Genomic DNA, 13,719 nt, shown 5'->3' with positions numbered 1-13,719 from the left:
TTTGTAGAACTTTCATTATCCTGAGTAGAGATTAGTTAGTCATGATGAGCGAGTTTTCCTTTGCCGGTTCGACGGTATTGCCACCACGCTAGCCAACCCCAACCTAATGTTTGTAACCAAAGCAGTGTCCATTGTGGTGCAATTTGCCACCATTCCGCGCCCATTTGATTAAGAGCAAGAAAACCTTGTATTCCTGGGGTGCTTGGAAATAGGCTGGCCAGCCAAGTGATAGGGGGCGGAATCGCTTCTAGTGGCCAAATAAAGCCAGAAGAGAAAACTAAAGGCATCGAGCTGATTAAGACGACAACGGTGACGAGCTCTCGCCTTGGGGCGAGCGCACCAAGCCAGATACCGAGAAAACAAGCACTCAATAAAAAAGGCAATAAAAGTGTCAGCAATTGCCCCATATTGGCGAGAGTACTGATACCTAAACGACTAAAACTGGCTCCAAAGTAATACATACTGAGGAGGTAATAACAGGCGACAAACAGCAGTGTTCTTATTGCAATCAGTCGAAGTGGAGAGACGCGCTGCCAGTAGCCTTTACCCTGTTTTTGAGTACCGACCATTAATCCCACCGCCATAATCAGTGTTTGATGCAAAATCAACACAAATACACCGGGCACAACGTAATCGATATAACCCATTTTAGGGTTAAAAGTCGGCTTCATATTCGATTGTAGTGCAGACCAGTGTTCCATCGCGAGTCCCAAAGGCTCTCCATCGACGACCAAGCGCGCAACTTTCGCTTTCGCTGATAAAGTGCCACCAGCTTGAACCAATCCCTCTACCACCGTGCCATAGACCAGAAAGTACGCCGCGTCTCCGGCATAGGCTAGCGTTGGGCTTTTACCCAGCAGTAAATCTTTATAGAAATGTTCAGGGATCACCAAAATACCACTCACTTCGCCAGCTAAAAAGGCTGCTTTGGCATCCACGATCGAGTGATTTCGCTGGATGATTTTTATCTGTGGGGTAGCATCAACCATTCGCTCAAGTTGATAGCTAGTCTGGCTTTTATCTAAATTCACTACAGTAATGGGTAATTCACGAGGGGTTTGTTGGCTATACGGTAATGGATAGAGAAAAGAATAAAAAACCACACCACCGATCATGGTTAACATCACGACAGGATTAGTTATCAGCGCTTTTAACTCGGCTTTGAACAGATTAAACAGAGTCATGATTACTCCTTAGCGCGGTTTCTTTGCTTTGATGTTTATTAATAAGCACGAGTGTGATCACTAAAGGGAGTAGGTAACCGAGCATTGGCCATAAATGCTGAAGTGACTGCTGAGCGTTCAGTCCATAATTGACTTGACTGATCTGCACTTCAATATAATGACTGATGGGTAACAAACTTCGCCAAGCGAGCGCGACGCTACTCATATCTGAGGCAGGGAAAGTGACGCCCATGAACGCAAAGCTCGGCGCGGTAAATGCACCCGCAAAACTCATTGCTCGAGCAGGGTCAAGGGTTAAAAAGTAAAAAAAACAGCCCATAATCATACAAGCTAAAATAGTCACCATCTGAGCAACAATGATGATTGAGAATCTACCGTGCATCGGCCATTGCATGGCTTGATAGAACCAAATTAAAAATCCAATTCCCTGAAGTAGGAAAATGACAAAATAGGGAGCCAGTGTTTTACTCAGGTTTCGGAAAGGGTGAGCCGCTAACCAACGTTGTAGACCATATTCACGATAATTTGCCGTTAAAATTAAAATTGTCGCGACCACGATAAAAATTTGCCACAGTGCAGGAACCGCCGCAGAGACTAAAAATTGAGCATAGTGATTATTTTTATTAAACAGTGGAGTCACTTGAGTTCGAACAGGCACCGCTTGTCCCAAAGCGCTCAACAGGGTTTGATCGCCTTTTGCTAAGGTTCTGGCTCCATCCAGTTGAGCGTTAAATGTTCCTTGGGCTTGAAGAACCGCTGAATTGATTAATCGTCCAATCAAAATATATTGGCTATTGTAAAAAGTACTGACTTGAGGCTGCTCCCCACGATAAATACTTTTATCAAACTGAGTAGGAATAACGACGTAAGCATAAATATCACTTGAGATTAATGCTTGTTTCGCTTCCGAGGCACTTTGATAGTGGCGTGTTACCGATAAGGTTGATGTAGCATCCAGTTGACGAACCATTTGCCGCGATAATTGGCTGTGTGATAGGTCGACCACACCTATCGGTAAATGATGGAGGATACCTTGGGAAAATATCCACCATAATAGCGCCGCTAGAGTAATGGGCACCCAAGTCAGACATGAGAGTAGCCAGTGATCGTGACGTAACAACTGCCACTGTGAAGGGAGACGGTTTGACATGGTCTTATAACTCAACAGCAACACTCATGCCCATTCTTAACCCATCAACGGGTTGTGTGGGACGAGCTTCAACTTCAAAGGTCCTTAAATCAAAACCTTGTGAAGTATCGGTTGATCGCCAAGTAGCAAAATCGCCCATTACTGCGATGTGGGTCACGGTAAATTCAACGTATTTATCCAACGCAGGTAAGAATGCTTTGAAGGTTGATCCTTGTTCAAAGTGGCGCAATAAATCTTCTCGAACATTAAAGACTGCCCAAGAGTCGGCGCGATCAACCACGGTGACGACAGGAAAACCTTGCGGGGCTAATTCTCCGGCTTGCATTAATACTTGAGACACTTCACCGTCAAACCAGCTTTCAATGCGAGTATCAGCGGCATAAGCTTCTACTTCAGCCACCGCACCTGCGGCCATGCGTTCATTTTCAGAAGCGGCGAGTATGGTCTCTTTACGAGCCCCTTCTTTAGCCATTTCATACATTTGTAGAGCGGCATTTTCACTGTATCTGGCTGCACGCCATTGAGTATTGGCTTCATCTCGTCTTTGCTCAGCAACAACGCCTTGCTCGAAGAGATTATTCACTCGTAAATAGGTTTTTTCAGCCAGATCAGCCGCCGCTTTTGCGGTTAGCCATTGGTCTCTTGCTGCTTGTATTTGTTGGCTACGTGAACCCGTTTCCGCTTCTTGAGCTAATGCGCCAGCCGCTCTTTGCCCCGCCATCGCTTGTTCTAACTTAGCTTCGATTTCCGGACTATGAATGGTGAAAATTAGCTGACCTTTGCTGACGAGATCCCCTTTGCGAACAAAGACTTGATCAATACGTCCCGGCACTTTGGATGAGATACTGTATTGTTGAGACTCAATTTGTCCTTGGAGACGAATGGGTTGAGGCTGATAAGCTTGATAAAAGCTATAACCTATCCAAGCGACGGCGGCGACGACAGAAATTACAATAACAGAAGATTTAACCGCTTTCATGAAGGTTCCCTTTGTGAATCGACAAGGTGATTGGGCAGCATCGTTAAAGGAACTGCCATCTGCTTATAATGAGAGAAAGTTTGCATCTCACTCGATAAGGCTAAAAGCTTACTCAGAGAAATGAGATAGTTAAAACCAGCCACGGCTTGTTGAGTTTTAATGCTGGCTAAATAAAGTTCGGCATCGACAACGTCAAGCGAAGTGGCCAGACCTTGATTAAAGGCTTTTTGACGTAATGATAAGTTTTCTTGTGCCAAGCGTAAGCTTGAATTAAGCCCTTGTGCTTCTTCTAGAGCTTGTTCGGCTTCTTTATAGGTTTTTTCAACCAATACCGTTAAATCTTGTTCTGCTTGGGCGCGCAAAGAACGGACTTGAGAGACTAAACTGTTTGCGGCTCGGACTTGGTGACTGCGCCCAGTGTTCTCTATCAGCGGAATACTTACTCCAACACCGACCATCCAATCGGGTGTGAGTTGACTGAGAAGTGAATCATCTTCGTACAAACTGTAATGGCCAAACAGATATACGTCGGGATAGTACTTACCTTTTTCTGCCTTAATCAGGCTATTAGCTTGTTTCTCTTTAGCACTCAAGAGATCTAAACCTGGGTAGGTGGCTAATGTTTGCTCAATAAAAGCAGTTAACGGGGGGAGGTTTTTATTAATAAACAATTGACCGCTGGGAGCGACTGGCTGAGTTTGGTTCAGAATCTGTGTCAACGCACTTTGAGCTATGTCTAATGTTTTTTCTGATTTTTTACGCTCAATAGTGGCTTTATCTAAAGATGCTTCGGCCTGTAAACGTTCAACTAAGGCAATTTGTCCCTGTTGTTCAAGTTTTAATGCATTATCGCGATGTTTGGTTAGGCCCTGTTCGACAGCAATATGTGTTTGTAATACTTCTTGAGCAAGTACCACGCTAAAATAGTATTTGGCTAAATCCTCATAACGAGCTTGCACTACCATGGCAAATTGACTTTCAGCCTCTTGTTTTTGTCCTTCTGCGGCTGTCTGTGCTGCGGTGATTCGTCCACCGGTAAAGATAGGCCAGATAGCGCGAATGGATGAACTATAAGCATTTTTATCGGCTAAAGTTATACCGATTGTATTGGGGATCGGCAGTGGTAATTCTAGATGAGGTGTAGGAAGCGTGATATCTCGTTCAGCAATTCTAGCATAAGTTGCGCTAACGGATAGAGAAGGGTAGTTAAGATGACTCGTTGCGCTTTGCAAATGCTGGTAATGTTCGACATTGGCTCGTTCGGCGGCTAATGAGTGGTTGCTTTGCTGCAAAATATCCCAAGCTTGCTGAAACGAAATAGGCATGCTGTGGACAGAAGCACTACCCAGCAACGAGCACAACGTCAAAGTAATGGTTTTTAGCTTCATGTTACCGTTCAGAGTTCGATTTAGAGTGATTGCTCTATAGTAGCGAGTTTTTTTTCGAGAGAGTAGTATTTTGTTGTAACAAGAGTTCAAAGCTGATTCGTTACCACGAATCAGCTTTGATTTATCGATGAGGGAAATGGGGACAGAAGAAATCTGCTCGCCAAATCAATTTTTTCGTGCCTTGCATCGTAGTGAGCACATCCTTGCCCGACATTTGTGGAAAAGCGAATAATACGCGGACTTGTTCATCGTTTTCTACCGCCAGTTCGTAAGCCCGAACATGAGTAAACGTTGACAGAAGATGCTCGCTTAGCATGTCTCGTGAAAGGCATATACCTAAAGCATCTTTTTCCATAATGACTTTCCTCCTGACGATGTAAAATGAGATAAGTCAATCGTTCCTAATCTATTTAAATGATTATGATGAGTAGGGAATGATTGATGATTTAACACCTCACTGCACTTATCAGTATATAGAAGAACGTACCTGTTGAGTAAAAAATAAGCGACATTATAAGTGATCGATGTCACATATTGATATGCAAAAGAGTTTCTATTGAGGTGTTATTTTTCCCATTTTAATGGGTTAATCATTGGTTCTGTGGTGCTTCTTTTACAACTACTCATCTATATTCATAGACTTGCTGGCAATAGCACGGTTTAAGGGAGCCATGGCGGATTAACGAGAGACTTTTTTCTTGGTAATTGGGTATAGATAACAAATTAAATAAACAATCTACCCCATTATCATTTTCTTTGGACGACTTGCGTATATACTACAAAAAGGAACGAACTTAACGCTTTGCCGAAAAGATGTGAATGATTATGAGCAATCCAAATAATACAATTTTATTAGAAAGTGGTACTAATGAGCTGGAAATTATTGAATTCCATCTAGAAAAACTATTGCCTAGTGGTGAGACGAAAACCTGTTACTACGGGATTAACGTTGCCAAAGTACGAGAAGTCATTCGTGTACCTGAAACCACCGATTATCCCAATGCACAGCCTCACATGATAGGGGTCTTTTCTTCTCGGGAAATATTAACACCCTTAGTCGATCTTGCTGGTTGGCTTGGTGTTCCCACTCGCCCAGATATTAAGAACAAATACGTTATAGTGACCGATTTTAACCGTATGACAAACGGATTTTTAATTGACAGTATTAGTCGAATTCACCGTATTTCGTGGAATGATGTTGAGTCACCGAGTCAATTTTTAGAAGCTGGTGAGCAAGACTGTGTCGTTGCCGTCGTCCGTAAAGACAAAAAGCTGATCATGATTTTAGATTTTGAGAAAATCATTGCTGACATCAACCCAGAATTAAGTATGGGTAAATACGATGTTAAAATGGATCGTTCGATTGATTTAAATCAGAAAATGGTCAGCAAACGCAATGCTAAAACGATCATGGTAGTCGATGATTCGGCATTTATTCGTAGTATGATTCAAGAAACGCTGAGTTCAGCTGGTTATAACGTGATTGCTTGTAAAGATGGGGGAGAAGCGTACGAAAAGCTAATGGATATTCAGCGTGTGGCCAAAGAAGAGAATACCTCCGTTAGTGAGTTGGTAAATGCCATCGTGACTGATGTAGAAATGCCGCGTATGGATGGGATGCATTTAGTCAAACGGTTACGTGAGAATGAAGCATATAACCAAACACCAATCATCATGTTCTCATCATTAATGAGCGATGATAACCGAGCTAAAGCGCTTGCTCTAGGTGCTAACGACACTATCACTAAACCTGAAATTGGTAAGATGGTCGGTTTGATGGATAGTTTTATTTTTTAATAATAATCAATATAGCGATAAGCTTCTCGTTAGCGTTGTATAGATAAAGAATAGGTACTATGGCGAACGTCTTTATTATAGTTGCTCTTTTGGTTGGTTTTTTTCTATTCATTCAAAAATATTTAATTCGTAATGATGATAGTAAAGATTACACTTACAAAAAAAGTGGCCCGTTACTGAATGCCGCAGAAAGTACCTTTTTTAATGCATTAAGAGCTGCCGTCGGTGAGCACGGTATTGTGCTGGCAAAAGTAAGCATGACCCATGCTGTTATGCCCAAACCATTGAAGAACAAAAAACAATGGTTTATTGCTCATAGCCGGATTGCTAAGCATTATTTTAGTTTTGTGGTTTGCGATGCAAGAACGTTAGAACCACGAGTCATCATGGAACTCGATGATGGAAAACCGTTAAACAAAGGAAAAATAGAGCGACAAAAGTTGTTACTGCAAGTATGTCAGTCAGCTAATATTCCATTAATTGGCGCCAATATTAAATACAGTTATCAAGTGGGTAAACTACGCCGATTGCTTGCCGCACATATTGATCTTATTGAGCCGGATAAAGAAGTTCGTTTTTGTAAGCGTTGTGGTAGCCCAATGGTCATCAAGACGGCCAGCCAAGGTGAGTTTAAAGGCCGACGATTTTTCACTTGTAGTCGTTTACCTCATTGTACCTATACTGAGAATTATAACGTTGTTTTTGAAACTGATGAAGCTGAGGTACCGGTGTCCGAAATAAAACGGCTAAATTGAATCAGCTTGTGAAAGTTCAGTATAATCTTTGCTGGCTGATGATTGACAAATACAGACTTGATTTCGGCCATTTTTTTTCGCTTTATACAGTTCCATATCCGCTAATTTAATTAACTCATTCAAGTTATCCCCGCTGCGATACTCACAAATACCGACACTGAGTGTTAACTGGATAGCTTGTTGTTTAGAAAATGAGTAATTAGCAACAAGATTGCGTAGCCTTTCGCCGATTTGCTCTGCCTGTAACAGTGAATGATCAAAGAGAGTAATACAAAACTCTTCCCCACCAATTCGAAATAAGTTTTTCTCCCCAACATGTTGAGCAAATAATCGACATGTTTCTACTAGCACTTTATCGCCAGTATCATGGCCAAACTGATCGTTGATTTGTTTGAAGTAATCTAAATCAATAATCAATAAGCAAAGCGAGGTATTTGGGCTCTTGTTTTGCTCAAAATAGTCAAATGCAGAATGCAGCGAAAGTCGATTATGAGCTCCAGTTAATGGGTCTCGAGTGGCTAAATGAGTCAGCGTAAATTCAATTTTATGGCGATTAGATTCATAAAGATGAGCAATAAACCAAAGGCCGCTATAGCAAAAACTAAAATTAATCAGTATAGGTATGGCATTAGGATACGATGAGTAGGGGAGCTGAATAAACAAAAGGCAACTGATGATCACGACGATCATACCGGTTACTACTCCGCCTAGTTTCTGACCCAGAAAGACGTAAAGTACCACCGGAGCCAATAAGCCCCATATAAAGGTCCCATTGCTAATCGGTTGTAGATAAGTTGCTAACACTATGATCGTTAATAGGACACAAACGTAAGACTGAGCATGGCGCTCAGAGTAGTCATTCTGTTTAGCGTATTGATGAACATAGAAAGAGTAGCCTGAAAACAGAACTTCAATACTCGCTAGGCCGAGTGCTTGATGGTAGACAACGTTGAAGATGGCCATAGAGAGAGCAATAAAACACAAAAATAAGCTCAGCCCGCGAAGTACGGACGCTCTTAGCGTTTGTGAATGATTAAACAGTTTTGCATCCATGTTCTACCGACTCAATTGCATATTCGTTCGAATAGCCGTTATAGTACCCATTTGCCTTCACCAATCAACGTTATTTTTGAATCCAAATCACAAAAAGAGGAGCTAGTTCTAATTAACGGCCTTTTTGATTTTTGATGTGATCCACTTTTTCTCTTTTTTTATGACTTACTTACGGCCTACTATAAAAGGGAGATGACTGTGAACTTAGACAGAAAGATTGGATGATAACGGTTATTTTAGAGCAAAAAACCAGCAAGTTGATCGCGTAAGAGTCAGTTGATTCAAAAATAGTAAAAATCCACTTGCACTGAGTAAAATCAATCGCTAATATCCACCCCGTTCTCAAGTGATGCGTCCGTAGCTCAGCTGGTTAGAGTATCGCCTTGACATGGCGGGGGTCGGTGGTTCGAGTCCACTCGGACGCACCAATGTGAACAAGAAAAAATTTGGGTCTATAGCTCAGTTGGTTAGAGTACTACCTTGACATGGTAGGGGTCGGCAGTTCGAGTCTGCCTAGACCCACCAAATTTTAGACAAAGCCCGCTTTTGAGCGGGCTTTGTTGTTTCTGCCCCTAAATTTCCTTTCTTTTTCTCTTACTTTTTACCGTTTTCAATACCGTCAGTGATCTAGCAATATCTGTTAATGCCTATCATTAGTATTCAATAGCGTTTAATGATTGATTATTGTTATAATATTACAATTTTCTCATTCAGTTTCTTCTTCTCAATCAACAAACGAGTTTAATCCAATGATAAAACGCCCACCGGTTGCTCTTCTTAATGATTGGCAGCTTCTTTCCCCGGCAGGAAAAGTTTTGGTCGCGAATAGCCTAAGTTTTAACTTAGGTTTCTATATGTTGATGCCTTATTTAGCTGACCATTTACAAGGTTTAGGCTTAAGTAGCGCCTATATTGGGCTGGTTATCGGTTTACGAGTTCTTAGTCAACAGGGGCTATTTTTAGTTGGAGGCACTCTCGGTGATTGGTTTGGTTATAAACCGATGATTTTATTTGGTTGTATGGTTCGTATTGTCGGCTTTTTGATGCTTGCCTTGAGTGTTGAATTACCGTGGATTATCGTCGGAGCTTTTGCAACTGGATTTGCCGGGGCATTATTTACACCAAGTAGCCAAGCATTTCTTGCTGCTGAATATCCTGAAAATCAACAACGCAATCGAGTCTTTGCATTACAAAACCTTGCTAGTGAAGCCGGTATGTTATTAGGGCCTTTGCTTGGTTTGATGCTATTAAGTGTTAGTTTCACGTTGGTTGGCGTGCTATCTGCTGGTATTTTTATCCTATTACTATTGTTGCAATGGTTTTTTCTACCGACTCAAAGGCACAAAATAAACCGATCAGCTCAACAGCCATTTTGGCAAGATTGGCTAGAGATGTTACGCAATAAACCGTTTATGGCCTTTGTAATGGCTGCTTCTATTTATCAAGTGCTATTTCACCAACTGTATATGGCGATACCTTATCATGCGCGCGTAGAGACTAATGACCCTAGCATTATTACTTGGGTATTTATGGTTTCGTCACTGATGGGGGTGGCACTACAAATGATAATAAGCCGTTGGATAGATCGCTCATTAGGCACAGCAAAAGGGATGGGATGGGGAATGTCACTGATGGGAGGAGCATTCTTAATCCTTACTCTATCTTTTCCGCTTTGGCCTGCATTACCGTTTGTTTTATGCGCCGCATTACTCAGCTTTGGCTCAATGATGGTTTTTCCGTTACTGAGCGCTTACGTGCCTAATTTTGCTTCCTCAACGAAATTGGCTAGTTATTACGGTTTACAAGCTTGTATTGGCGGTATTTTTGCGTTTATTGGCAATAGTCTCGCGGGATGGTTGTTAGGTTTAAATTTTTCAACCAACTGGATCTGGATAACATTAGCCTTATTAGGTGTTTTCTCTGGTGTATGGCTGCATCGACAAACGTCACGCTCATCGTTTTAAAATCGTAAGGTAAAATTCAAGACTTGTTTAACCACTCAAAGTTCGTCGTGCATCGAAACTTAGCACGATGAACTTTGAGTGCCCGCAAAAAGCCAGTGATAGTTTTTGAGCTCCCCTATTTTATTTAAGAAGCTTTCTAGCTCCAATAACATTCACTGAACTGACCGCAAACACGGATAATGTTATTAACGCCAGTGATGGCGCAAGAACGACCCAATAACTACGTTCAATGTAGGGCATCCCTTCGGCAAGAATTCTCCCCCATTCAGGGCTTGGTGGCATAGCGCCTAACCCCAGAAAACCAAGAGAAGCAAGAGCGAGGGCAATACCAGGCACTCGTAACATGGCATGACGTAATAATGGTTTGATGACGGCTGGCAATATATAAAATAGATTACGACGAATCATTCCAACGCCAATAAGTGGTAACATTTGGATATAAGGTCTAGCTCGGACTTCGGTTGTTAGCGTAGCAGCATGAGCAGCAAGAGGTGCCCAACTGATCAGGATGACGGATAGAGCTGCGCCGTACAATCCAGGTCCATAGACTGCTGCGACTAATAAGCCGCTTACTACAGGAGGCAACGCGTTAGCGACTTCAATCGGGCCGGTCATTAATCGTGGAAATTGACCAATCAATAAACCAATAAAAAGGCAACTGATGGCAACGCCAACGGCCAATAAGCAAGTATAAAGACTTCCATGAGCGACCCTAGCCAATAGATCGCGTCCCATGGCATCTGCACCAAAAGGCAGTAGTAATGAAGGAGGTTCGAGTCGCATAAACTCAATGGCATAAGGATCACGCCCCAAGCCAAATAACATCACACTGGCTAATAGCATGATGCATAGCATTGGGGTTCGTCGTGTACTCTTACCCATAGTGATATTTGATTCTTTAGGTAACGGCATCGCGCCTTGTGTCAGTGCTCGGCCTAGCAGTAAAGCTTTGGTGATGTTCACCGCAACCCCAACCATAAACGCGAGCAAAAGAATCAACAAAATACCCAGTTGTAACGTCGGTAGATCTTTCGCAATGGCTGCTCCTAGCGTTACTCGTCCTAAGCCGGGTATAGCAAACACTTTTTCCACCGCAATCGCTCCACCTGTTAGTGATACGATTACTAAACCAATCATTGGTAGAACGGTAGTCAAGGCTCGTTTGAGAACGGCCAAAATGATATGAATACGGCGAATACCTGCAACGCTCCAAGTTGCTACCCAAGCTTCAGTAAAAACTTGTGCAATGGCATCAGAAAATAAACGGCCTAGATAGCCGCCAGCGGGAATACCTAATGCTAAAGCAGGCAAAATAGTATAACTAAAACCATACCAACCGAAAGGTGGTAGCCAGCGTAACCATACCGCACCCACCAAGAGTAGTAACGAAGCGAGGAGAAACTCTGGTAGTGCAGTTAACCCAACAGCAAGAATGCCGTTGCTTCGATAGGCTTGTCCTTTTAATCCTCGACGAAGTGTTGGGGTAACTAAAAGTGACGCGATCACAAATGCTACCCCAAGAGCCAGAACCATCAGCTGCAACGATACGCCTGCAGCACTTAACATGTCATTAAGAATCGGCTTGCCAGTGACCCAAGATGTCCCTGGGTCACCTTGTAACAGATTAGTTAGCCAGTGGAACATTAGTGAAAATGGTCCTTGATCTAACTCTAGAGATTGGCGGATAGCATTAAGTGTTTCCTCACTTGGGTTTTGTTCTGCTGAACGTGCTCTTAATAAAGCTAAGGCGGGATCTTGTCCGGATAGCCAAGGCAGCAAAGCAATCAGAACAACAACGCCCGCCATGGTAAAAATACGTGAACAAAGCGTAATTAAAGTGGGAGTATTGATGCTTGATAATCGCCATGGTATCAACGTTTTTCGCGTGAAGTGTTGTGTTGTCATCATGGATAGCGATGCCTTTATTTTGATGTTTCAATGATTGTGCTCAGATAAGTCTGATTACTGATTAAGGTTCGCTCTCGGGGATCACGATCGGCATGACGAACGTAAGCGGATTCTCCTTGAATAACCCGTTCATGTAGCATAGGAATAGCCGCATCACTAGCTAAAATAAGTGCTTCAGCGTCCATGATAGCTTGTTGTCTTTCTAAACCTGCAGGTAATTCCGATGCTTTTTCCAAAGCATTATCAATATCTAACTGGCAAAGCTGTGCAATATTGAACGAACCTTTACAGCTGAAATCACTGTACATATAAGCCACGGGATCGCCAGAATCGAGTACGGTTGCACGAGAGAGAATAAAGGCATCAAATTTTCCTGCTAAAGCATCCGCTTCGATTTGAGAATACTCACGAACCACTTGTCTGACCTTAAACCCAGCTTGAGTCAACTGTTGTGCCAAATAGACCGCCACTTCCGGTAGTTCCGTTCGGTCGGTAAACGTAGCTAAAGTGATGATCGCTCCATTAGGATGAGCCGCTGGCGTTGGATGCTTGATTGGCTGGCGTAATTTCGCCGCCCAAGGGATAGCTGGGCCAAGTAGACCTTGGGCAATATCAGCACGTTTTTCATAGACAGTATTGACGATTTGCTCTCGATCAATTGCATCACGAACGGCAGCTCGTATTGCCGGGTCTGCCATTACTCCTTGGCGAGTATTCAGATACAAGGTATTGGTACGAGGCATCGGCACTTCATGAACTAGGTTTGGATCTAATAAAGGTGCTTGAGATACAGGGATTGCTTCAACGATATCGACAGAATGAGTGCGCAGTGCTGAAGCTCGGGCGAGGCCATCAGGTACAAAACTGACGTCAATACCAGCCGCTTTTGCTGGTTCTCCCCAATAGCCTTCAAAACGATTTAATTGAGCACTACTCGTGCCATGAACATTAACTAATACAAAAGCACCGGTACCTGTATTAATAGGATTAATAACGCCATTATCACCATAAGCATTGTGTGACAAAATCGACAGCTGTGGACTAGTTAAACGTTGCGGTAGCAGTGGGTCTGGCGTTGCAGTATGTACGATTACCGAGTATTCACCGTCAGCCTCAATAGTCAGATCAACGCCATCCAAAATACGAGGCTTAGGTTTTGCTGTTGCTGCGGTATTGAGAGCATTGACAACAGCCTTGGCATTAAAAGGCGTACCATCATGAAATAGAACTTCAGAGCGTAACTGAAATCGCCAAGCTGTAGGGGTAAGCCTATGCCACTCAGTTGCTAATGCCGGGGTAAGATTGCCCTCATCGTTTAAATTAAGTAGTGTTTCGGCCGTACTCCATCGAGATAATTTGAACGCATCATCACTTAACGGCGTTAAACCTGAGCGTGGCGGGAGTAACATCGCAAGTCTAATTCGATTATTATCATTTTCAGCTAAGGGGACCGTTTTGTTATCTGAGTCAAAACAGCCAGTTAATAAAAACAAAGGGGCAGCAAGGCCAAATATTAATCCAATTTTTACCTGTAGCATCGC

11 protein-coding genes and 2 tRNA genes are annotated in these 13,719 nt (G+C 42.8%); 5 read left to right on the top strand and 8 right to left on the bottom strand.

The features are described from left to right. Positions 1–35: 35 nt before the first annotated feature. From FKQ60_RS01405 to FKQ60_RS01385, 5 genes are all read right to left on the bottom strand, one after another. The gene (locus FKQ60_RS01405; protein WP_154167999.1) at positions 36–1,184 is read right to left on the bottom strand and encodes an ABC transporter permease; all 1,149 of its coding nucleotides are present in this window, start codon (positions 1,182–1,184) and stop codon (positions 36–38) included. Then, positions 1,171–2,334, bottom strand: coding sequence for an ABC transporter permease (locus FKQ60_RS01400; protein ID WP_004395146.1), 1,164 nt, complete (start codon positions 2,332–2,334; stop codon positions 1,171–1,173). The genes FKQ60_RS01405 and FKQ60_RS01400 overlap by 14 nt, the downstream gene beginning before the upstream one ends. Positions 2,335–2,338: 4 nt before the next feature. After that, a complete protein-coding gene (locus FKQ60_RS01395) occupies positions 2,339–3,313 on the bottom strand; it encodes a biotin/lipoyl-binding protein (RefSeq protein WP_154168000.1) in 975 nt (324 codons plus the stop codon). Beyond that, positions 3,310–4,701 (bottom strand): TolC family protein, encoded by a 1,392-nt coding sequence (locus tag FKQ60_RS01390; RefSeq protein ID WP_154168002.1) that lies wholly within the window; start codon positions 4,699–4,701, stop codon positions 3,310–3,312. Before FKQ60_RS01390 ends, FKQ60_RS01395 begins: the two co-directional genes overlap by 4 nt. Before the next feature lie 121 nt (positions 4,702–4,822). Next, positions 4,823–5,056: a hypothetical protein gene (locus FKQ60_RS01385; protein ID WP_040904267.1), complete on the bottom strand. Its 234-nt coding sequence runs from the start codon at positions 5,054–5,056 to the stop codon at positions 4,823–4,825. Between the two features lie 470 nt (positions 5,057–5,526). Here FKQ60_RS01385 and FKQ60_RS01380 point away from each other — a divergent pair, with 470 nt between their 5' ends. Together FKQ60_RS01380 and FKQ60_RS01375 are read left to right on the top strand one after the other, a co-directional pair. Further along, positions 5,527–6,498, top strand: coding sequence for a chemotaxis protein (locus FKQ60_RS01380; protein WP_040904797.1), 972 nt, complete (start codon positions 5,527–5,529; stop codon positions 6,496–6,498). Positions 6,499–6,557: 59 nt separating this feature from the next. Next, on the top strand, positions 6,558–7,253 hold the full coding sequence (locus FKQ60_RS01375; RefSeq protein ID WP_154168004.1) for a DUF2726 domain-containing protein: 696 nt from the start codon (positions 6,558–6,560) through the stop codon (positions 7,251–7,253). Here the strand turns inward: FKQ60_RS01375 and FKQ60_RS01370 are convergent. Beyond that, complete coding sequence (locus FKQ60_RS01370; protein ID WP_154168005.1) at positions 7,245–8,306, bottom strand: GGDEF domain-containing protein; 1,062 nt, start codon at positions 8,304–8,306, stop codon at positions 7,245–7,247. The two genes, FKQ60_RS01375 and FKQ60_RS01370, sit on opposite strands and share 9 nt — an antisense overlap. A 351-nt stretch (positions 8,307–8,657) precedes the next feature. Here FKQ60_RS01370 and FKQ60_RS01365 point away from each other — a divergent pair. The 3 genes from FKQ60_RS01365 to FKQ60_RS01355 all read left to right on the top strand — a co-directional run bounded on the left by FKQ60_RS01365 (position 8,658) and on the right by FKQ60_RS01355 (position 10,270). Then, a tRNA-Val gene (locus FKQ60_RS01365) sits at positions 8,658–8,734 on the top strand. A 20-nt stretch (positions 8,735–8,754) separates the two neighbouring features. Next, a tRNA-Val gene (locus tag FKQ60_RS01360) sits at positions 8,755–8,831 on the top strand. Positions 8,832–9,055: 224 nt separating this feature from the next. Further along, positions 9,056–10,270 (top strand): MFS transporter, encoded by a 1,215-nt coding sequence (locus FKQ60_RS01355; protein WP_154168007.1) that lies wholly within the window; start codon positions 9,056–9,058, stop codon positions 10,268–10,270. A gap of 120 nt (positions 10,271–10,390) precedes the next feature. Here the strand turns inward: FKQ60_RS01355 and FKQ60_RS01350 are convergent, their stop codons facing one another. Together FKQ60_RS01350 and FKQ60_RS01345 are read right to left on the bottom strand one after the other, a co-directional pair. Continuing rightward, positions 10,391–12,178, bottom strand: a complete 1,788-nt coding sequence (locus FKQ60_RS01350) for an ABC transporter permease subunit (RefSeq protein WP_170905894.1) — start codon at positions 12,176–12,178, stop codon at positions 10,391–10,393. A gap of 14 nt (positions 12,179–12,192) precedes the next feature. Next, positions 12,193–13,716, bottom strand: coding sequence for an ABC transporter substrate-binding protein (locus tag FKQ60_RS01345; RefSeq protein ID WP_170905893.1), 1,524 nt, complete (start codon positions 13,714–13,716; stop codon positions 12,193–12,195). Positions 13,717–13,719: the final 3 nt, after the last annotated feature.

It is taken from the genome of Vibrio sp. A11, from assembly GCF_013048705.1.
Taxonomy (GTDB): domain Bacteria; phylum Pseudomonadota; class Gammaproteobacteria; order Enterobacterales; family Vibrionaceae; genus Vibrio; species Vibrio metschnikovii.
The sequence above is the reverse complement of the archived record's forward strand: the minus strand, read 5'-3'. Positions and strand labels throughout refer to the sequence as shown.

Coding starts and splice junctions, on each gene's coding strand:
- FKQ60_RS01350 (WP_170905894.1), bottom strand. CDS start 12,178: ATGATGACAACACAACACTTCACGCGAAAAACGTTGATACCATGGCGA.
- FKQ60_RS01385 (WP_040904267.1), bottom strand. CDS start 5,056: ATGGAAAAAGATGCTTTAGGTATATGCCTTTCACGAGACATGCTAAGC.
- FKQ60_RS01395 (WP_154168000.1), bottom strand. CDS start 3,313: ATGAAAGCGGTTAAATCTTCTGTTATTGTAATTTCTGTCGTCGCCGCC.
- FKQ60_RS01405 (WP_154167999.1), bottom strand. CDS start 1,184: ATGACTCTGTTTAATCTGTTCAAAGCCGAGTTAAAAGCGCTGATAACT.
- FKQ60_RS01375 (WP_154168004.1), top strand. CDS start 6,558: ATGGCGAACGTCTTTATTATAGTTGCTCTTTTGGTTGGTTTTTTTCTA.
- FKQ60_RS01400 (WP_004395146.1), bottom strand. CDS start 2,334: ATGTCAAACCGTCTCCCTTCACAGTGGCAGTTGTTACGTCACGATCAC.
- FKQ60_RS01370 (WP_154168005.1), bottom strand. CDS start 8,306: ATGGATGCAAAACTGTTTAATCATTCACAAACGCTAAGAGCGTCCGTA.
- FKQ60_RS01380 (WP_040904797.1), top strand. CDS start 5,527: ATGAGCAATCCAAATAATACAATTTTATTAGAAAGTGGTACTAATGAG.
- FKQ60_RS01345 (WP_170905893.1), bottom strand. CDS start 13,716: ATGCTACAGGTAAAAATTGGATTAATATTTGGCCTTGCTGCCCCTTTG.
- FKQ60_RS01390 (WP_154168002.1), bottom strand. CDS start 4,701: ATGAAGCTAAAAACCATTACTTTGACGTTGTGCTCGTTGCTGGGTAGT.
- FKQ60_RS01355 (WP_154168007.1), top strand. CDS start 9,056: ATGATAAAACGCCCACCGGTTGCTCTTCTTAATGATTGGCAGCTTCTT.